Below are 18758 nucleotides of genomic sequence, written 5' to 3'. Positions count from 1 at the left end.
GCGTCCCCCTGCGGACGCCCGGCTCCCGCGGACCGCCCGTGGAGTACCCATGCCTACTCGCCGTGCCACGTTCTGGCGCGCGCTCGTCGCGCTCGCCGTCGTCGGTGTCTCGCTCTACGTCGCCCTGACCACCCCGCCCCGCCTCGGCCTCGACCTGCGCGGCGGCACCCGGATCGTCCTGGAGACCCAGGACTCGCCCACCGTCCGCGCCGACGCGGACGCCACCGACCGGGCGCTGGAGGTGCTGCGCCGCCGGGTCGACGGCCTCGGCGTCGCCGAACCCTCGCTCGCCCGCGCCGGGGAGCGGCGCATCGTCGTCGAACTCCCCGGCGTCCAGGACCCCCGCGAGGCCGCCGGGGTCATCGGCCGCACCGCCCAGCTCACCTTCCACCCCGTCACCGCGACCGCCGACGGCCCGGCCGGGCCCCCCGCGGCGGACGGCTCCCGGGTCCTCGCCGACCCCGGCCTCCCCGGCGGCCACCTGCGGCTGGGCCCGCCGATGCTGACCGGCGACGGCGTCAAGGACGCCTCGGCCGTCCTCGACACCCGGACGGGCCTCGGCTGGAGCATCGACCTCTCCTTCCGCGGATCGGCCGGCGACGCCTGGGCCCGGCTCACCGGGCAGGCGGCGTGCGCCGCTCCGGCCGACCCCGCCCGGCGGGTCGCCATCGTGCTCGACGACCGCGTCCTGTCCGCCCCCGGCGTCCAGGACAGCGTGCCCTGCGGGCAGGGGATCACCGGCGGTTCGACGCAGATCACCGGCGGCTTCTCGGCCGACGAGGCCCGCGACCTCGCGGCCCTGGTGAAGGGCGGCGCCCTGCCCGTCCCGGTGACGGTGATCGAGCAGAGCACCGTCGGCCCCACCCTCGGCGCCGAGGCGATCCGGGCCAGCGCCCTGGCCGCGGTCGTCGGCCTGCTCTGCACCGGGGCCTTCATCATCGCGGTGTACCGCCTGCTCGGGGTGCTGGCCACCGTCGCGCTCGCCCTCTACGGACTGATCTCGTACGCCGCCGTGGTCGCGCTCGGCGCGACGCTCACCCTGCCCGGGCTGGCCGGCTTCGTGCTCGCCATCGGCATGGCGGTGGACGCCAACGTGCTGGTCTTCGAACGGGCCAGGGAGGAGTACACCGCGCCCCGGGCGGGCGGCCCCGGCAAGGAGCGCGACCTGCGGCGCCCGCTCCGCGTCGGGTTCGCGAAGGCGTGGAGCGCGGTGGCCGACTCCAACGTGACGACGCTGCTCGCCGCCGGGCTGCTCTTCGTGTTCGCCACCGGCCCGGTCAAGGGCTTCGGGGTGACGCTCTCGATCGGCGTGCTGGTCTCGATGTTCTCGGCCATGCTGATCACCCGGCTGCTCGCCGAGTGGGCGGTGCGACGGCCCGCGGTCGCCCGGCGGCCCACCCTGACCGGCATGGCCACCGTCGGCCGGCTCCGGACCCGGCTGACCCGGCGGCCGCCCCGGCTGATGCGCCACCGGCGGCGCTGGCTGGGCGCCTGCGCCGGCCTGCTGCTGCTCGCCCTGGCCGGGATCGGCGGGCGCGGCCTGGACTTCGGCGTCGAGTTCACCGGCGGCCGGGTGGCGCAGTACACCGCCGCGCAGCGGGTCGACGCGGACGCCGCGCGCGCGGCGGTGGTCGACGCCGGGTTCCCGCAGGCCGTGGTGCAGACCACCGGCGACACCGGCGTGTCCGTCCGCACCAAGGAGACCGGCGACGACCAGCAGCAGCGCATCCGGGAGGCGCTCACCGGCGTCACCGGCGAGCTGTCCGTGGAGCGCGACGAGCTGATCGGGCCGAGCCTCGGCAGCGAGCTGCGCGGCTACGCGCTGGCCGCGCTCGGGCTCGCGGTCGCCGCCCAGCTGCTCTACCTCACGATCCGCTTCCGGTGGACCTTCGCGACCGCCGCGGTGATCGCGATGGCGCAGGACCTGCTGCTCGTCCTCGGCCTCTTCGCCTGGCTGGGCAAGCCGGTGGACAGCGTCTTCCTCGCCGCGCTGCTCACCATCGTCGGGTACTCGGTCAACGACACGGTGGTGGTCCTGGACCGGCTGCGCGAGCTGCGCCGGACCGGGACGAAGGCGAGCTGGGCGGACCTCGCGGACCGCGCCGTGGCGCAGACCCTCCCCCGGACGGTGAACACCGGCATGGGGGCGCTGTTCGTCCTGGTGGCCCTGGCGGTCCTCGGCGGCGACTCGCTCGCCGACTTCTCGGTGGCGCTGCTGGCCGGGGTCCTGGTGGGCACGGCGTCGACGGTGTTCACCGCGATGCCGGTGGTCGTGCTGCTCCAGCGGCGGTTCCCGGACCGGCCGCGGGAGGCCCGGGAGGCGCGGACGCCGCACGCGGCGGGCGCGGCGCGGGCGCGCGACCACAACGGGGCGGTGGTCTGAGCGGCGCCCGATCCGCTCCCGGACGGCCTCCTCCACCCTGCGGGGGAGGCCTCCGCGGTGGGCGAGGGCCGCTCTTGGCGGGATGGGGACAGCCTGCGTGACCCACCCGGCGGGGTGGGTGCCCGGCGCGGGGTTGCGTGGTCAACGAGGCCTCCTGGAGGTGCTGGTCCTGCTCGGGTCGGTGGCGGCTGGGGGCCGTCCCGGACCGTGCTCGGGCCGGTCGGATGCGGGGAGCCGGGCGGCCGTCATGCGGTCCGGCCCATCACCACGCGGACCCGGTCGGCGGGACCGGCGTCAGGACGCGGCCGCGCGCGCCGCCTCCAACTCGGCCACCAGCCGCTTGACCCGCCTGTTGGTCAGACCCGAGCCGTGGCCCGCCAGCATCAACAGCTGGTCCGTCCCGCCGGAGGCCAGCACCAGCTCCGGGACGTCTGACGAGTAGACCGTGCCCTCCAGGACGGCCACCCGCACCTCCCGGATGTCCGCCCACACGTAGGAGCGCGCCCTGAGCAGCCCGGAGTACCTCACCCCGGCCGGCCCGTAGGAGACCCCGAACACCGGCGCACGGAACGTCAGCACCGCACCCGGGACGCCCAGGATCAGGACCGGGATCAGGACTTCCACCCCGCGCGCGAGCGTCGTCGTCGCCAGGCCCGTCGCCATCACCACGGCGATCAGCAGGCACACACCGCCCAGCAGGAAGTAGGTGAGCGACCAGGCCGTGCGCCTCTTCCGCTTCCGCATGTCCGTGCCCCCTTCCTGCAGCCCGCGGCACCGTCCGGGGTCCAGGACGCCGCCACCACCCGTGCACAGCATATGACCCGCGGCCGCGCCACCAAGGGGCGGCGATGACCGTCCCGACCGCACACCCCCCCGACGCCCGTCCGGGGACGAGAACGGCCCGCCACCGGGTGCTGGTGGCGGGCCGTGAGGGAGTTCTCGTCGACGACCGTCAGCGTTCGCGCAGCCGAGAGTCGGTCCGGGGGCGCAACGCGGCCGCGAGGGCTGACGACGCCATGGCCACGCCGAGTGCGGTGACGGCGATGGTCGACCACGGCATGGCCACCGGGATGTCCTCCGACCACAGTTGGCTCCCGGCGACCAGCCACCCGCCGGACTGACTCAGGGTGTCAGAGAGACTTCCATCGCTACTTCCCATGCCTGCCGGGCAGTGTGTGGGCTCTCGGCTTCAATGCGGTATGAGACTGACTGCAAGGAGCAGCGCCTTCGGCTCGTTCTCAGCTGGATGACATGACTTCGGATTGACGGTCACGTGACAGATCCTGTTGGCAGCGGTGCATCCTCCACAAACGGTCGACAGGTGCATGCAGGGCGGGCGAGGTCAGTCCCAGGCCACGGTTGTCGCGGCCGTCGAGCATGTGGTTGAGCCAGCGTTCGTACCAGGCCAGGAAATCGGTGGCGGACGAGACGTTGGGGCCCCAGAAACCGTCACCGTTTCCGGTGACGACGCGGCCCGCCAGGGGACCGGTGACACCAAGAAGCACCAAGTCGGTGCACCCTGCCTCGATGATGTGCAGGAACAGGTCGCCCCGGTGAGACCGGCTGTCGGTGAACGTGAACCCCCGAGGGCGGCCGGGTTCCTCTCGGGGGTTCATCGTGAACAGCCGACATGACGGCAGCGGCAGCAGGCCGTAGAAGGGCGCTGCTCCGGACCCGCCCAGTGTGGTCAGGAAGCTGTGGTAGGGAGCGGGCAGTTCGATGTGTTGCTCGGCCTCGAACTCGGCGACGTTCCTGGCCGGCAACGGGGGTTCGAGGCTGAACCCGTGCTTCTCCTCACCGAAGGAGTAGCTGCGTAGTGCGGCGTAGGGCACGTTGGCCAGCTTGCGTCGGATGCGGGCGATCCGGGAGTCCATGCGAACTCTTCTCTCTGTCCTCCGTAAGCTACCCGCTCACTGGCACGGGTGTCACCGGCGTGATCAGCCACCCGCCCCCGCGAGCGCCTGGAGCAGGCCGAGTCCTTCCCGCACTTGCGAGGTCAGGGGGCCCGTGACCAGCCTGCGGCCGAGCCCGGCTCCACAGGCATGGTCGGCCTGAGCACGGCGTCGGCGGCGTCTGCCACGATGGGCGCCGCTCCTTGACACGTCGACAGGCCAGCCCGGATCGCCGACTGCCGGCGTGACTTCCCGGCCCCGGCGCCCGGGGCCGCTGCGGCCTTCAGGGCAGGAGGACGTCATGGCGCTCGCCACCGAGCCACACGCGTCGATCTCGGGGTGGACGTCGGGAACCAGTTGACGAAGCGTCGAGGGCGGGAGGACGGCGTGGGGCGGCGGTGCCGGCGAGGGCTTCGTGGTGGATCTTTGCAGGGTGCGCGACGCTGGGGCACGCGCCCAGGGCGCCTCCTCCCCTTGGGGAGCCGGCGCCCGAGGCGGCCTCAGTAGATGAGGATGTCCCAGTGGCTGCCCTCGTTGCAGTACGGGTTGCCCGAGGCGGCCTTCCACTGCGGGTAGCCGTCGCCCCGGTAGCCGATGTAGGTGAAGCTGTTCTGGATGTAGCCGTCGATGCAGGAGTTGCGGGAGATGTCGACCTTGTAGCCGTTGTAGTGGCTGTAGGTGCCGGAGGCGTGGCCCACCTCGGTCCCGCCCGTGATGTTGATGGCACAGCCGCTGGCGCGCTTGAGGGTGATGATCGCGCTCACGGTGCCCGAGTTGATCTGCTCGAACGAGGTGCAGGTGGAGTTGGACCTGGTGGCGCAGCCCCCACCGGAGCTCCACGTGATGCCGGCGCCGCTGAACTGACTGGCGGCCGCCGACTGCGACAGCTTGGTACCGCCGGCGCCCGCCGTGGGCGCCGAGACGGCGAGGCCGACCACGGCCAGGGCGACGACGGTGGCTGCGGTGCGTGGCTTCATCTGCATCTCCCGGTGGGAACGGTGTGCCTCCAACTCGACCCCCATCCCCTGCCGCACCTCGACGGAAGGGCGGGAAGTCCGGCGCCGGGCCTACGGAACCGGCCCGGGCGAAGGGGTCGTACCCTCAGCGCGTCGAAAAGCTTCACGGGGTGCACCTCACGATCACCCGCGCGGAGGTCACTGCCCTGCGGCGGTGACCTCCAGGGCCGGGCAGGACCGGGCTCTCGGCCGAGCAGCGCCGGTTCGGTGCTCTTGGTGACACCGGAATTGACCGCCTTCGCCGCAGCGGACCCGGTGCGCAGGGCCATGATGCCGGCGGGCGGCGGCCCCCAGGTGACCCCGGCGAAACAGCCCGGAGTCCGGTGTCGAGACAGCTCGACATCTCTGGTTTGCACGACGGCTCTGGGAACTGGGGCCCGGAAGCCGTTACGGTAGTCCTGTCTGCGCGTACGTTGGCTGTCGGCCAATATACGGGCGACGGAAGAAGAGGGGTCGCCCGGATGGTTGCGAGCCACGACGGACGACCCCGACACCGCAGGACAGCGGCCCGGTGGCAGCCGGGCCGTTCTGCTGTACGGTCAAGGGCTAGGACGCACCCAGAGCCCGCAACAGCTCAGTGACGAGCACCGCCGTCTCCAGGAACAGCATGGTGACGGCGATCCTCCTGTCCAGACGGCGCTCCGCCTTCGTCGGCACCAGGTCGGCCGGCTGCTCGGTGGCTTCCGGGCCTTCCGTGTCCTCTGTCGGCATTGCGCCCTCCTCCTTCTCGACGGTTGGCCGTCGGGTTGACGGCCCGTAGGTCGCCCGAGAGGAGCAGTGCTCGCGGCTAGCTTATGGCCTGTCAGCCGGCCCTAGCCGATGGGCAGCAGCAGATGGGGATCGGACGGTGGGAGCGAACGCCACAAACCGGCCACAGTCCTGTTCCGGCAAGGCGGCGAGTACCTGGGCGACACCGTCCAGGTCACCCCGCAGATCACCAACGAGATCAAGTCCCGGATCCGCCGGATGGCGACCGAGGACGTCGACGTGGTGCTCACCGAGGTCGGCCGGGACAACGTGTTCTTCGTGCACGTCTCCCTGCTCCCCTGCATCGGCCCCTCGGGCGAGCTGAAGACCAAGCCCACCCAGCACTCCGTCGCCGCGCTGCGCAACATCGGCATCCAGCCCGACGCCATCGTGCTGCGCGCCGACCGCGAGGTCCCGCAGGCCATCAAACGCGTCTCCCCCTGCGGGAGGCTCAAGCCCCTCCGCTTCCGACCGCCGACCGTCCGTCGTCTTCGGTGCCTGGGCCCTGCTGGCGTTGGACGGTGGTGACGGACTTGCGACCCATCGGCACGGCGATTGACCATCCACCCGCAGAGCTTCGGGATGGGGAAAGGCGCCAAGATCATTACCGGTCCCGCACGCGCGGGGATGGCCCCCGGCGCGGCGTTCACAAGGGTGAGCGGATCGACGCGGGTGTGGGCGGCGGCCGTCGATCTCGTCGGATGGTCCCGGGCGGATGGTTCTGGAGAGGGCGGTCCGGCGCTCGGCCCTGCGGTGGCGGGGATGGTTCTCAGAAGAGGGAGTGGCTGGTCATTCTCGGCGGTTCGGCCCCGCGGGTGCGGGGAGGCCGTGGTCGCGCAGGGGGCCGAGGGTGAGGTTGTGGGCTCGGCAGTGGGTGGCTATCAGGGGGAGGGCGGCGAGGGTGGCGCGCCAGGAGTGGGGGGTGGAGGTGCAGTCGGAGTCGTGGAGGAGGAGGGTGGCGCCGCCGGTGAGGGTGGGGCGGGCGGTGGTGTAGACGGAGGGGCCGGTGGCGCCGGGTTCCCAGTCGCGGCCCCAGGCGGTCCACAGGACGGGGCGCAGGCCGAGGCGGTGGGCGGCCAGGGCGAGGCCGGTGGTGAGGACGCCGTACGGGGGGCGGTACCAAAGTGGGCGGGTGCCGGTGAGGGTGGTGACGGCTTCGGTGGTGCGGCGGAGTTCGCGCACGTCGCGGGTGGGGGCCGGGCGGTACTGGCGGCGGTGGTGCCAGCCGTGGACGGCGACCTCGTGGCCGCGGGCGACCAGCTCGCGGCCGAGGTCCGGGGCGCGTTCGAGCATCGCGCCGAGCAGGAAGAAGGTCGCGTGGACGCCGAGCGCGTCGAGGGCGTCCAGGATGGGCGGGGTGCCGCGCGGGTCGGGGCCGTCGTCGAAGGTGAGCGCGATGTGGCCCGGGTCGCCGTGGCCGGCGGTGCGGCGGGCGAGGTGGCGGCGCACGGGCGGCAGGCGGACGACGGCCGGGGCGAGGTGGAGCAGTTCCACGGCGGCGGCGGTGCCGAGCAGCGCGCCGGTCCTCACCCGAAGCGGGACGCCATCCGCCGGAACAGGCCGGGGGCGGCGCCGTGGAGACGGGCCGGGTAGTCCAGCCAGTGCGGGACGAAGACCCGGTCGCGGTCGGTGGTGAGCGCGCCGTGGACGATGGCGGCGACCTGCGCCGCGGGGACGGGGCGGGGGCGTTCGCGCTGGTAGCCGGTGCCGCGGGTGGCGAAGAACGGGGTCTCGACCGCGCCCGGCAGGATCAGCCGGACGCCGACCCCGGTGCCGCGCAGCTCGTACCAGAGGCTCTCGGCGAACATCGTCAGTCCGGCCTTGGTCGCCGCGTAGGCGGCCTCGTCGCGGACGCCGACCTGGCCGGCCATCGAGCCGAGCAGGACGATCCGGCCCCGGCCGCGCTCCAGCATGGCCGGCAGGAGCAGGCGGGTGAGCCGCAGCGGGGCGGCGAGGTTGACCTCCAGCATCCGGTCCAGGGTGTCGCCGGGGGTCTGGACGAAGGGGCCGCGCCAGCCGAGGCCCGCGCTGGCGATCAGCGCGTCCACCCGGCCGGCCGCCGCGAGGGCGGCTTCGGCGAGCCGCTGGGCGCCGTCGGGCTTGGCGAGGTCGGCGGGCAGCGGTCGGCCGCCGGTGCGGGCGGCGACCGCGTCGAGCCTGGGCTGGTCGGTGCCGGAGAGCAGCAGCCGCCAGCCGGCGCCGGCGAGCCGGTCCGCGGTGGCCGCGCCGATGCCGGACGAGGCGCCGGTCACCAGGGCGATCGGCGGGTCCTCGGCGGAGCGCCGCCGGGCCCGGCGGGAGGGCGGATGGTCGTCGTCCGTGGTCATGGCACCTGCCGCTCTGTATGCGCCTCGCCGTCCGATTTGTCCGGCAAGTCACCTTCGCACGGCGGAGCTGGCCGAGCGAGCGGGGTGGGGCCCGACCGGGGCCGCGGGTGCTTCCCGGCGGCGCCGGGCGCGGGGCCCAGCTCGGCCTCCACCTCGCCGAAGCGGGAGAGCACGAACGTGCCGCCGACCGCCACCGCGAAGCCGGCCAGCGCGCACCAGGCGTAACCGGGGCGGGCCGCGTCGCCGAGCACGACCACCCCGACCAGCGCCGGGCCGAAGGTCTCCGAGACGGTGCCGGCGGCGGTCGCGGCCGTCACCGTGCCGCGCTGCAGGGCGAGCGCGTACGCGAGGTACCCGCCGAGCCCGCCGAGGGCCAGCCCGTACGCCGCCGGATCGGTGAACACGTCGAGCGGGCCGGAGAAGTCGAAGACCCGGACGGCGAGGCTGGTGACGCCGAAGCCGACGCCCGCCAGCAGGCCGAGGCCGACGGCCGCCGCGGTGCCGTTGCGGCGGGCGAGCAGGAGGGTGAGCAGCAGCATCAGCACGGTCGTGGCCAGCAGCGCCCAGTGGAACGAGGGCGGTGCCCGGTCGCGGCCCGCCTCGCCGGAGCCGAGCGCCAGCAGGGTGAGCCCGACCACCACGGCGGCGATGCCGAGCAGGTCGGCGCGGTGCAGCCGGGCGCCGAGCAGGCGGGCGGCGGCGAGCGCGGTGACGGCGAGGCTGGCGTTGGTGACGGCCTGGACCAGGAAGAGGGGCAGGGTCCGCAGGGCGACGATGCTCAGCGCGAAGCCGACGATGTCCAGGCCGGTGCCGAGCAGGAACCGCCAGGAGCGGAGCAGCGCCGCCAGCAGGCCGACCCGCACCCGGTCGGCGTGCGGGGCCTCGCGCGCGCCGCCCGCCTGGAACACCGAGCCGAAGCCGAAGCAGACGGTGGCGACCAGGGCGGTGGTGAGTCCGAGCAGCATGGCCCTCCCGGCATCGGGGGCGCCCCCCGGGGGCCGGGGGTCACTCCCAGTGTCGGCCGGGCGGGGCCGTACCGCAGCGGGGCGGCGTCAGCGTGCGGGCGGGGGGCCGGCGACGGCGGCGAAGACGCCGTTGGCCACGGGGAGCGCGATCGTCAGCGCGAGCGCGACGTCCATGCTGTCCCCGAATTCGCCCGGTAGCCACTGTTCCACCGCCACCCCGACGGCGGCGGTCAGCACGACGACCACGGCCAGGCCTGCCTGCACCCCGCGGCGGCGGTTCGGCGGGCCCTTGCGGAAGTAGTCGGCGGCAACGCCGCTGGCGCCGAAGGCACAGGCCCCCCAGGGGATGTCCCGGACCCATTCGTCCCCCAGCACCAGCCACGCCACCAGGGCGACCAGGCCCATGAGCACCGCTGTGCCGATCTCGGCCACGATCGTCGCCTTCACCATGCCCCGGACGTGCATCTCCAGCCCCCCTCGGCTCTCCCCGCAAGGAGCGTATACCCCGGGCGCCGGCCGCGGGCGGGCACGAGCCCCGTTCGCCGGCCGGCGGGGCGCCGCGCGCCGGTCAGCCCGTGCGGCCGGAGCCCTCGGCGAGGACGGGGAGGACGGACCGGGCGGACGGAGCGGACGGGGCGCCGGTCGGCGGGCCGAGGTGGACGCTGTAGTGGTGCGGGGCCATCACGGTCTCGCGGCCGCGCAGGGCGGCGATCACCGCCCGGTGGACGGCGGCGGGGGTGAGGGCCGGGTCGGGGGTGGTGACGCGGGCGGCGAGGCCGTGCTCGGCAAGGCTCAGCTCGACGGCCGTGGCGGCGGGGCCGAGGGCGTCGGAGAGCAGGGTGCGGACGGCGTCCAGGTCGATCCAGTCGGCGCCGACGCGGTGCCAGTCGCCCGTCCGGGTGACGGGGCGCAGGCCGCTGAGGGCGGCCAGCTCGGCGAGCGGCAGGGGCCGGTCGGCGGCGGCCGCGAGGACGGCGGGCACGGCGCGGGCGAAGCGCTCGGTGTCGGCCCGGTCGAGCACCTGGGGGCAGGCGAGCAGCGCGAACTCCAGGGTGCCGGTGGTGCGCAGGAGGTTGAGCATGAGCCGGACCGGCATCGGCTGGTCGGGCAGCCACTGCAGCTCGGGGTCGGCGGCGGGCGCGGGGCGGGCGTCGGACATCGCCTCGGGGATGGCGAGGCTGAGGTCGTTGACGACCACCTGGCGGGCGAAGCGGGCGCCGCGCCGCTCGGCGACGTCCTCGATGAGCCGCCAGACCTTGTCGGCGTTGAGGGTGCTGTGCCAGTAGCCGGCGAAGGAGGCGGACTTGGTCCGGCCGATGAGTTCGTCGAGGTCGCCGGCCGCGGTGTCCAGGGCGATCAGCGCGTCCTGGGCGAGGGTGCCGATGTGGTCGGCGAGCGCGGCGCGCTGGCGGTTGGCGGACAGGGCGGAGAGCACCAGGTCGGCGCGGTCGGCGCGGTGGGCGGTGAGGGCGGCGAAGACGGCGAGCAGGACGACCGAGGGGCTGGCGGCGGTGCGGCGGCAGACCGCTTCGAGGTCGGCGGCGCCGGTGCGGGAGCGCACCAGCACGGCGGCGAGTCCGTCCGGCGGGCCGGTGATGCCGTCGGCGGCGAAGACGGTCGACGGGCCGGTGGTGAGGATCGCCTCCCAGTGCTTGAGCGCGGCCGCGGTCTTGCGCCGGCCCTGGGTGCTCTGTTCCTGGGCGGCCACCTGGAGCGGGGTGCGGGAGGTGGCGGGCGGCAGCTCCTTGCCGGTGGCGAGGGCGAGCCAGTCCTGGATGAGCAGCGTGACGGCGGCGCCGTCGACGCCCGCGTGGCAGGCCGTCACGACCAGCCGGCGCACCAGCGCGCCGTCGGCGAGGAGGGTGAAGCGCATGCGCGGGGCGCGGTGCAGGTCGACCGGGAGGGCGGCGTCGGCGCGCGCGGTCTCCTCGGCCAGCGCGTCGAGCTCGGCGTCCGTCCGGCCGTCGGCGGGGAGCGTGGCGACGGTGAACTCGCCCTCGGGGCACACCTCCTGGCGTTCGGGGAAGGCGTCGTCGGCGGGGCCGGGCGGGAAGGCGGTGCGCAGCGACTCGTGGCGCTCGACCAGGGTGCGCAGCGCGTCGAGGGCGGCGGTCACGGTGGTGCCGTCGGGGACCGGCCAGGCCCCCGTCTGGTTGATCTGCTCGGGCCGGTCGCGCCGGATGCAGCGGATCATGTTGTCCTGGCCGAGGGTGAGCGGGCCGGAGCCGCTGCTCGCACCGCCGTACCGGACCAGGATCCGCCCGCTCTGCTCTGCCACGTCGTACGTCACGTCGTCCGCGCCCTTCGGTTCGGCTGGTCCCGGCGGGGATGCGGTCGGGACGCTATCATCCCGCCGATCGACTGTTCCACACCAGAACTCTGGGATCCTGCAAGAGATTTGACTCTTCGTCAGCTATCTGACATGACAGCGCCACCGGGCATGGTCCAGGTGCGGACGCGAACCTCGAACGGGCGGGCGCCGACGGCCGCGAGGGCGGCGCGGAACGCTCCGGGGGCGGGCAGGTCGTCGACCCGGCACGGGCCCGCTCCGAGCGCGCCGGGGTCGGCGAGCAGCACCGGGGCCGGGCCGGCCAGCGGCAGGCCGAAGCCCTGGACGAGCCGGCCGCCGTAGGCCTTGACGCAGGCCTCGCGGCGGCACCACAGCTCGGTGAAGCGCTCGGCGGGCGCCGGGTCGGCCGCGACCAGGGCCGCCTCGGCCGCGGGGAAGTAGCGCCGGGCCAGGCGCAGGGCGCTCCGGGCGTCGCGGACCTCCTCCACGTCGACGCCGACGGCGCGCTCCTCGGTGAGGGCGACCGCCGCGAGGGCGCCGGAGGCGGACTGGTTGACGGCGAGCCCGTCGATCCCGGGTTTGCCGTGCGGCCCGCGCCGCCAGGCGAGCCGGGCGGGGTCGCGGCCGAGCCGGGCGCCGGCGAGCAGGCGGACGGCGCCGTGGGCGACGGTGAACCGCCGCCCGAAGCGCGGGTCCGGCCCGTCGGCGCGGGCCCGTTCGGCCGGGTCGAGCAGTGCACGCAGGGCGCGGACCACCGGCTCGGGCTGGTCGGTGGGGATCAGCCAGACGTCGATGCGGTCGGCCTCCGCACCGGCTCCGACCCCCTCGCCGGTCCCGGCCCCGGGACCGGGGGTCACGGCTGCGGGCCGGCGCACAGGGTCAGGGTGGAGAGCACGCCGAGCCGCGGGTCGAGGTCGGCGAGCAGCACCGGCCGCCGCTCGGCCCGCCAGGCCGGCAACCGCTCGGCGAGCTCGGTCCAGAGCCCGGTGAACGGCTGGCCGCCGGGGGTGCGGACGGCGTCCAGGCCGGGCACCTCCAATGCGGCGGAGAGCAGGACGGCGGCCCCCTCCCCCAGCGCCTTCGCCTGGCGGCGCACCTCCTCGGCGGCGGATCCGGCGTCGGCCCCGGCGTCCTGGCGGACGTCCAGTTCCTCACCCGGCGCCGTCTCGCAGACCAGCACGACCGCGCAGTGCCGTTCGGGCAGGTTCACCGGCGCGGCCGGCTCGTGGTGCAGGGCGGTCTGCTCGGCGAGGACGACGACCGCGCGGTCGGCGACGCCGGTCCGCTGGTACGCGGTGGCGGCGCGCAGCGCGCCGAACGCCCCGGCGGTGCCCTGGTCGCAGAGCGCGAGGGCGAGCGGGGTGCCCGCGCAGGAGCGGCTGAGCGCGAGCGAGGTGGGCGCACCGGGCCGGACGTCGGGTGAGTCGAAGGCCTGGACGAGCACGTCCGCCGGCTCGTTCGGGCCGAGCGCCTCGGTGAGCAGCCCGGCGGCCAGCTCCTCGTAGGCGTGCCCGACGCCCTCGGCCAGCAGGTCCTCGCGCAGCGGCAGGCCGTAGGGGCGGACCAGGTCGGAGACGAAGACCCGCAGGTCGGGGTCGAGGGAGAGTTCGGAGCGGCCGTCGGCGTACCGCGTCAGCACCCGGGTGAGGCCCGGGGCGGCGGGCACCGGTCAGTCCTCGGCGATGAGGTGCGAGGCGATGTAGTCGGCCAGGCTGGTGACCGAGCGCAGGTCGTCCTCGGTGATCTGCTCGACGTCGACCTGGAGGTCGAGCGCCTCCTCGACCTCCAGGATCAGCTCGATGGTGCCGGCCGAGGTGAGGCCGAGGTCGTCGAACAGGCAGGCGTTCTCGGGGATCTCGGGCAGGTCGCGCTTGAGGACGCGCGGCAGCAGTTCGCCGAGGCCGTGCAGGATCCGGTCGCGCAGCTCGGTGTCGATGGTCTGGACCACTTGGTCGGACATGGGTGGGACCGTCCCGTCGTACGTGGTGGGTTGGGGCGGGGCCGCCGGGGAACCGGCGCCCGGGGGCGAGCGGCTGACGATGCGTCAGTGCTCGACGACCATGGCGGAGAAGGTCGCTCCGATGCCTGCGGCGGCGATGAGGTAGCGCTCGCCGCGGCCGAGCAGCCCCCGCGTGGTGGCGGTGTGCAGGTTGATGAGGCCGTCCGCAGCGAAACTGTGCCCCACGGCGGGCACGTTGTCCAGCACCACCTTCCCGATCGGGAAGCCGATCCGGCGCGCGATCATCCGCCAGGAGGCCTGGTTGACGTTGTGCGGAAGGATCAGCGCGAGGTCGGAGAGGTCCAGACCGGCCTGGTCGAGGGCGGCCTCGATCGCCTCGACCATCACGGCCGGGTACTCGCGCTGGTAGCGGGCGAGCAGCTCCGGGTCCTCGGCCAGCCGGCCGTCGAACTCGGGGCGCTGGCGCACCGCGTAGGACAGCACGCGGTCCCGTTCACCGCCGGCGCTGACCAGGCAGGCGGCCGCGCCCTCGGCGAAGATGCCGGTCTCGGGCACCACCTGGGCGTCCTTGGTGAAGGTCTTCTCCCCGGTGAGCACCAGGGCCAGCGCCTCCCGGTCGGGTTCTCCGGCGAGCAGGCGCCCGGCCAGGTCGACGGCCAGCAGGCCGACGGCGCAGGCATGGTGGGTGACGGTGAAGGCCTGGGCGTGGCCGAGGCCGTAGCGGTGGAGCAGGTCGTGCAGCGGGTTGAGCGGGTAGGGCACCGCCACCGGCATGCTGCGCGCGTGGATCACGAAACGGACGTGCCGTTCGCGTCCGCGCAGCTCCGGCAGGGCGTCGACGGCGGCGCCGAGCAGGTCGGGCAGCTTCCCGTCCGGGTCCAGTCGCAGCTGGTCCAGGCCGTGGAAGCGGCGGAAGAGTCGAAGTTGACGTGGGGTCAGGCCGATGAGCTCGCCCACTGCCTCGATGGGCACGGTGTGGTGGGGGAGGTGAACGGCCACTGCCTCCAGTGCGGTCACGCGGGCTAGTATTCCCACGCCCGACGGGTCCGCACAAGTGATCTCGGGCGGTTGCGGCACACAGCCCGCACACCTCACCCAGGCAGCGCGCGCATGTCGCGCCCGCCGTCCCCGCCCCCGCTTCGACGAGCCGGTGGAGTCCCCGGATGACCGATCGTGAACCTCCTGTCGCCGTACCGCCGGTCCGTCCGGCGCTGGTGTCCCTGCTGGCCGACGTCGCGCAGGCGCCGCCCGACTGGGCCGCGCGGGTGATCCCGCAGGCCCGGCTGGACGGGGACCTGCTGCTCGACGAGACCGACCTCGCGGCGCTGCACGAGGGCCTGCGCCGGAGCTTCGGCCCCTCCGTGGACCTCGCCGCGCTGCGGGCCGGGCTCGACCTGGCCGGGCTGGAGGCGCTGACCGTCGCCGACGTGGAGCGGCTGCTGCCCGCGAAGGACGCCCGATGAGCCGCTTCCTGCTGGTGGTCCCGCCGCTGACCGGGCACGTCAACCCGACCACGGGCCTGGCCCGGGAGCTGGTCGCGCGCGGCCACGAGGTGGCCTGGACGGGCACCGAGGCGGTGCTGCGGCCGCTGCTGGGGCCCGACGCGCCGGTGTTCGGCACCGGCACCCGGGCCTTCCGGGCGCAGGGCGGGCACGGGCTGGCCGCCGTCCGCTCGCTGTGGGAGGGCTTCATCGTCCCGTACGCGCGGTTCACCGTGAAGGCGCTGGACGCGGCGGTGCGCGAGTACCGGCCGGACGCGCTGCTGGTGGACCAGCACACGCCGGCCGGGGCGCTGGTGGCGCACCGGCACCGGCTGCCCTGGGGCACCCTGGCGCCGGGCGCGATGGAGCTGGGGCGGCCGTTCCGGGCGCTGCCGCTGGTGGAGCAGTGGATGACGGACCTGCTCCGGGGCCTGTGGCGGCGGGCCGGGCTGCCCGAGGAGGAGTACACCGACCCGCGGTTCTCCCCCGACCTGGTGCTCGCCTTCACCGGCCCGGCGCTCACCGGCCCGCTGCCGGCCGGGGCGGAGCCGACCGGCGCCGAGGCGCTGCCCGACCGGTACGCCCTGGTGGGGCCGGTGCTGGCGGACCGGCCGGCCGACCCGGCGTTCCCCTGGGAGCGGCTGCTGCCGGACCGCAGGCGGGTGCTGGTCACCATGGGCACCCTCGCCGGAGAGCTGGGCGCGGACTTCCTGGCCCGCGCGGCGCGGGCGGTGGAGCTGGCCGGGCCCGACGTGCAGCCGGTGTTCGCGGCGCCGGGCGAGCTGCTGCCCGAACTGCCCGCCGAGGCGGTGGCGGTGGACCGGGCGCCGGTGCTGGAGCTGATGCGGCGCGGCGCGCTGGACGCGGTGCTGTGCCACGGCGGGATGAACACCGTCGGCGAGGCGCTGGTGCACGGGCTGCCGCTGGTGACCGCGCCGATCCGGCACGACCAGCCGTTCGTGGCCGCGCAGGTGGCGGCCGCCGGGGCCGGGGTGCGGGTGCCGTTCGCCCGGGTGACGCCGGATCGGCTCGGCGCGGCGCTGCGCAGCGTGCTGGAGGAGCCCGGGTACCGGGCGGCGGCGGCCAGGGTCGGGTCCGCACTGCTCGCCGGCGGCGGGGCCGTGACGGCCGCCGACCGGGTGGAGGCACTGGTCGCGACGGGTGCCCTTCGGGCCAAACCATTGGTCAATCCATTGGTCTAGGCCATTGTTTCCGGGGCGCCGCAGACTCTAGGGTGGCCCGCAGCACCGCTTCCCAGGTGCCCCGCGCGCCGCCTTCCCGGCGCCCCGGCAACCCATCCCCGCACGGGAGTTCTGGTTGATCGAGACCAAGGGGCTGAGTAAGTCCTACCCTTCCAAGAAACGCGGCCAGCCCCCCGTGGACGCCGTCCGAGGCATCGATCTGGACGTCGAGCCCGGTGAGATCTTCGGCTTCCTCGGCCCCAACGGCGCAGGCAAGACGACCACCCTGCGGATGCTCGCCACACTGATCCGCCCCGACGGCGGCGAGGCCCGGATCGCCGGCGCCGACCTGTTCGCCGACCCCGCCGAGGTGCGCCGCCGCATCGGCTACGTCGCCCAGGGCGGCGGCACCACCGACGCCGTCACCGCGCGCGAGGAACTCGTGATGCAGGCGCGGCTGCACGGCAAGGGCAAGGCCGAGGCGCTCAGCCGCGCCGAGGACGCGCTCAAGGCCTTCGAGCTCACCGAGTTCGGCGACCGGCCGTGCCGCACCTACTCCGGCGGCCAGCGCCGCCGGCTCGACATCGCGCTCGGCGTCATCCACGCGCCGAAGGTGCTGTTCCTCGACGAGCCCACGGTCGGCCTCGACCCGGCCAGCCGCGGCCACGTCTGGTCCGAGATCCGGCGGCTGCGCGACGAGGGCATGACCGTCGTCGTCACCACCCACTACCTCGACGAGGCCGACGCGCTCTGCGACCGCGTCTCCATCGTCGACCACGGCGGCATCGTCGCCGAGGGCACGCCCGAGACGCTCAAACGCGAGATATCCGGCGACGTCGTGCTCATCGGCCTCGGCGCCGGCGAGGCCGAGCGGGCCGCCAAGGCCCTGCGCGAGCAGCCCGGCCTGCCGGTCCTGCACCGCCTGGAGCTCAACGGCGAGGACGGCGTGCGGCTCTACCTGGACGACGGCGCCGCCGCCGTCCCGCGCCTGCTGCGCGCCCTGGACGCGGCCGGCGTCGTCACCGGCACCGTGCAGCTGCAACGGCCCAGCCTGGACGACGTCTTCCTGGCCCGCACCGGCCGCTCCATCGCGCAGTCCTGACCGCACCTCCGGATCCCCGAGGAGGGGCCCATGAAGCTCGCCCGCGACACCTGGCTGGTCTTCCAGCGCCAGTTGCTGCTGATGTGGCGAACCCCGATCTGGATCGCCGTCGGGGTGATCCAGCCGATCTTCTACCTGCTGCTCTTCGCGCCGCTGCTCAAGAAGGTGCTGGAGCCGATGGGCGCGCACAGCTACGCCGAGGCCTACCAGATCTACGTGCCCGGCCTGTTGGCGGTACTGTGCATCTTCGGCGGCCTGTACACCGGCTTCAGCCTGCTCGGCGAACTGCGGGCCGGGATCATCGAGCGGGCCCGGGTCACCCCGGTCAGCCGGCTCGCCCTGCTGCTCGGCCGGGCGCTGCGCGAGACGGTGGCGCTGCTCGTCCAGGCGGTGATCATCACGCTGATCGCGCTGCCGTTCGGCCTGCGGGTCGGTCCGCTGGACCTGGTGCTGGCCTTCCTGCTGATGGGCCTGCTCGCGCTGATGACCTCGGCGATCTCCTACGGGATCGCCCTGGTGCTGCCCGCCGACGAGGCGATGGCGCCGGTGGTGAACACCATCGCGCAGCCGATCGCGCTGCTCTCCGGGGTGCTGCTGCCGCTGGCGCTGGCGCCGATGTGGCTCCAGTCGATGGCCAAGTGGAACCCCTTCTACTGGGCGGTGGAGGGCATGCGCGCGCTGTTCTCGGGCCACCTCGGGGACAGCGTGGTCTGGCAGGGCCTGCTGGTGGTCGCGGTGATGACGGTGGCGGCGGTGTACTGGTCGGCGCGGCTGTTCTCGACCCGGGTGCGCTGAACCCGGGCGCGGGTGGCGCGGCTGCGCCTTCGCGCGGTGGCGGACCGGGCCGGCGGGAGGCCCGGTCCACTGGCGTTCCGTCACCGAAGGTGGGGCCCGGGCGGGTTGGTTGTCCGGGCGGCTTCCGCGGCCCTATCGTCGAGTCGGTCGACCGTCAGTTCGCCACTCCGTCAGTTCGCCACTTCGTCAGCTCGTCGAGAGGAACCCCATGAGCCTCCGGTCCGAGAACACCCCGGCCGCCGACCGCGCCGGCCTGCCCTCGCGGCGCCGGGGCGCCCGTCTGGCCCTCGCGGGCGGCGCGATCGCCGCACTGCCCGTGGTGGGCCTGCTCGCCGCCACCCCGGCCGCCGCCAAGCCCCCGGTCAAGGCCGCCGAGGCCCGGCCGGCGGCCGCCGTCGCCGCCAAGCCGCCCGTCAAGGCGGTCGCGGCCAAGCCTCCGGCCAAGGCGGTCGCGGCGAAGCCCCCCGTCAAGGCCGCCGCCGCCAAGCCGCCGGCCAAGGCGGTCGCGGCGAAGCCGCCCGTCAAGGCCATCGCGGCCAAGCCGCCCATCAAGGCCGCCGAGGCCGGCCCGAAGGCGGCCGGCACCCGCTGACCGTCCGACGACGGCGGCGCCCCCCGT

General features: G+C 74.8%; 19 protein-coding genes and 1 pseudogene. 7 read left to right on the top strand and 13 right to left on the bottom strand.

The annotated features are described in order from the left end of the window. Nucleotides 1–49: 49 nt before the first annotated feature. Complete coding sequence (gene secD / locus ACFCLZ_RS35010; protein ID WP_380281926.1) at nucleotides 50–2383, top strand: protein translocase subunit SecD; 2334 nt, start codon at nucleotides 50–52, stop codon at nucleotides 2381–2383. A 294-nt stretch (nucleotides 2384–2677) separates the two neighbouring features. Here the strand turns inward: secD and ACFCLZ_RS35005 are convergent, their stop codons facing one another. The 4 genes from ACFCLZ_RS35005 to ACFCLZ_RS34990 form a co-directional block, all read right to left on the bottom strand. Then, nucleotides 2678–3127 carry a hypothetical protein gene (locus tag ACFCLZ_RS35005; protein ID WP_380281925.1) on the bottom strand — a complete coding sequence of 150 codons (450 nt, stop codon included), beginning with the start codon at nucleotides 3125–3127 and terminating at the stop codon, nucleotides 2678–2680. A gap of 494 nt (nucleotides 3128–3621) precedes the next feature. Next, nucleotides 3622–4257, bottom strand: a complete 636-nt coding sequence (locus ACFCLZ_RS35000) for an SMI1/KNR4 family protein (RefSeq protein WP_380281924.1) — start codon at nucleotides 4255–4257, stop codon at nucleotides 3622–3624. Between the two features lie 518 nt (nucleotides 4258–4775). Continuing rightward, nucleotides 4776–5258 (bottom strand): hypothetical protein, encoded by a 483-nt coding sequence (locus tag ACFCLZ_RS34995; protein WP_380281923.1) that lies wholly within the window; start codon nucleotides 5256–5258, stop codon nucleotides 4776–4778. 579 nt (nucleotides 5259–5837) lie between these two features. Further along, nucleotides 5838–6002 carry a hypothetical protein gene (locus ACFCLZ_RS34990; RefSeq protein WP_380281922.1) on the bottom strand — a complete coding sequence of 55 codons (165 nt, stop codon included), beginning with the start codon at nucleotides 6000–6002 and terminating at the stop codon, nucleotides 5838–5840. A gap of 183 nt (nucleotides 6003–6185) precedes the next feature. Between ACFCLZ_RS34990 and ACFCLZ_RS34985 the strand changes: the two are divergent. Further along, a pseudogene (locus ACFCLZ_RS34985) lies at nucleotides 6186–6470 on the top strand (CTP synthase); the annotation flags it as partial. A 357-nt stretch (nucleotides 6471–6827) separates the two neighbouring features. On the opposite strand, the gene ACFCLZ_RS34980 reads toward ACFCLZ_RS34985, so the two are convergent. The 9 genes from ACFCLZ_RS34980 to ACFCLZ_RS34940 form a co-directional block, all read right to left on the bottom strand. Beyond that, entirely contained in the window at nucleotides 6828–7568 is a 741-nt protein-coding gene (locus ACFCLZ_RS34980; RefSeq protein ID WP_380281921.1) for a polysaccharide deacetylase family protein, read from the bottom strand. After that, complete coding sequence (locus ACFCLZ_RS34975; protein WP_380281920.1) at nucleotides 7565–8365, bottom strand: SDR family NAD(P)-dependent oxidoreductase; 801 nt, start codon at nucleotides 8363–8365, stop codon at nucleotides 7565–7567. The genes ACFCLZ_RS34980 and ACFCLZ_RS34975 overlap by 4 nt, the downstream gene beginning before the upstream one ends. Beyond that, nucleotides 8362–9330 carry a DMT family transporter gene (locus ACFCLZ_RS34970; protein WP_380281919.1) on the bottom strand — a complete coding sequence of 323 codons (969 nt, stop codon included), beginning with the start codon at nucleotides 9328–9330 and terminating at the stop codon, nucleotides 8362–8364. Before ACFCLZ_RS34970 ends, ACFCLZ_RS34975 begins: the two co-directional genes overlap by 4 nt. Nucleotides 9331–9417: 87 nt before the next feature. Further along, on the bottom strand, nucleotides 9418–9780 hold the full coding sequence (locus ACFCLZ_RS34965; RefSeq protein WP_380281918.1) for a hypothetical protein: 363 nt from the start codon (nucleotides 9778–9780) through the stop codon (nucleotides 9418–9420). Between the two features lie 118 nt (nucleotides 9781–9898). Continuing rightward, complete coding sequence (locus ACFCLZ_RS34960; RefSeq protein WP_380281917.1) at nucleotides 9899–11620, bottom strand: condensation domain-containing protein; 1722 nt, start codon at nucleotides 11618–11620, stop codon at nucleotides 9899–9901. 119 nt (nucleotides 11621–11739) lie between these two features. Further along, on the bottom strand, nucleotides 11740–12495 hold the full coding sequence (locus ACFCLZ_RS34955) for a 4'-phosphopantetheinyl transferase family protein (RefSeq protein ID WP_380281916.1): 756 nt from the start codon (nucleotides 12493–12495) through the stop codon (nucleotides 11740–11742). Continuing rightward, entirely contained in the window at nucleotides 12474–13286 is an 813-nt protein-coding gene (locus ACFCLZ_RS34950; RefSeq protein ID WP_380281915.1) for a hypothetical protein, read from the bottom strand. Before ACFCLZ_RS34950 ends, ACFCLZ_RS34955 begins: the two co-directional genes overlap by 22 nt. A gap of 3 nt (nucleotides 13287–13289) precedes the next feature. After that, nucleotides 13290–13580 (bottom strand): acyl carrier protein, encoded by a 291-nt coding sequence (locus tag ACFCLZ_RS34945; protein ID WP_380281914.1) that lies wholly within the window; start codon nucleotides 13578–13580, stop codon nucleotides 13290–13292. 84 nt (nucleotides 13581–13664) lie between these two features. Beyond that, entirely contained in the window at nucleotides 13665–14597 is a 933-nt protein-coding gene (locus tag ACFCLZ_RS34940) for a 3-oxoacyl-[acyl-carrier-protein] synthase III C-terminal domain-containing protein (RefSeq protein WP_380281913.1), read from the bottom strand. A gap of 146 nt (nucleotides 14598–14743) precedes the next feature. On the opposite strand from ACFCLZ_RS34940, the gene ACFCLZ_RS34935 reads away from it, so the two are divergent. The 5 genes from ACFCLZ_RS34935 to ACFCLZ_RS34915 all read left to right on the top strand — a co-directional run bounded on the left by ACFCLZ_RS34935 (nucleotide 14744) and on the right by ACFCLZ_RS34915 (nucleotide 18731). Further along, the gene (locus ACFCLZ_RS34935; RefSeq protein WP_380281912.1) at nucleotides 14744–15043 is read left to right on the top strand and encodes a hypothetical protein; all 300 of its coding nucleotides are present in this window, start codon (nucleotides 14744–14746) and stop codon (nucleotides 15041–15043) included. Next, nucleotides 15040–16263 carry a glycosyltransferase gene (locus tag ACFCLZ_RS34930; protein WP_380281911.1) on the top strand — a complete coding sequence of 408 codons (1224 nt, stop codon included), beginning with the start codon at nucleotides 15040–15042 and terminating at the stop codon, nucleotides 16261–16263. The genes ACFCLZ_RS34935 and ACFCLZ_RS34930 overlap by 4 nt, the downstream gene beginning before the upstream one ends. A 175-nt stretch (nucleotides 16264–16438) precedes the next feature. Continuing rightward, entirely contained in the window at nucleotides 16439–17344 is a 906-nt protein-coding gene (locus ACFCLZ_RS34925) for an ATP-binding cassette domain-containing protein (RefSeq protein ID WP_380281910.1), read from the top strand. A 30-nt stretch (nucleotides 17345–17374) separates the two neighbouring features. After that, nucleotides 17375–18139 (top strand): ABC transporter permease, encoded by a 765-nt coding sequence (locus ACFCLZ_RS34920; RefSeq protein WP_380281909.1) that lies wholly within the window; start codon nucleotides 17375–17377, stop codon nucleotides 18137–18139. Nucleotides 18140–18347: 208 nt separating this feature from the next. Beyond that, complete coding sequence (locus ACFCLZ_RS34915; RefSeq protein WP_380281908.1) at nucleotides 18348–18731, top strand: hypothetical protein; 384 nt, start codon at nucleotides 18348–18350, stop codon at nucleotides 18729–18731. The last annotated feature ends 27 nt before the right edge of the window (nucleotides 18732–18758 follow it).

Source organism: Kitasatospora purpeofusca (assembly GCF_042691725.1).
GTDB classification, from domain to species: domain Bacteria; phylum Actinomycetota; class Actinomycetes; order Streptomycetales; family Streptomycetaceae; genus Kitasatospora; species Kitasatospora purpeofusca_B.
Note: the sequence above shows the minus strand (reverse complement) of the source record. Positions and strands in the feature narration are given on the sequence as shown.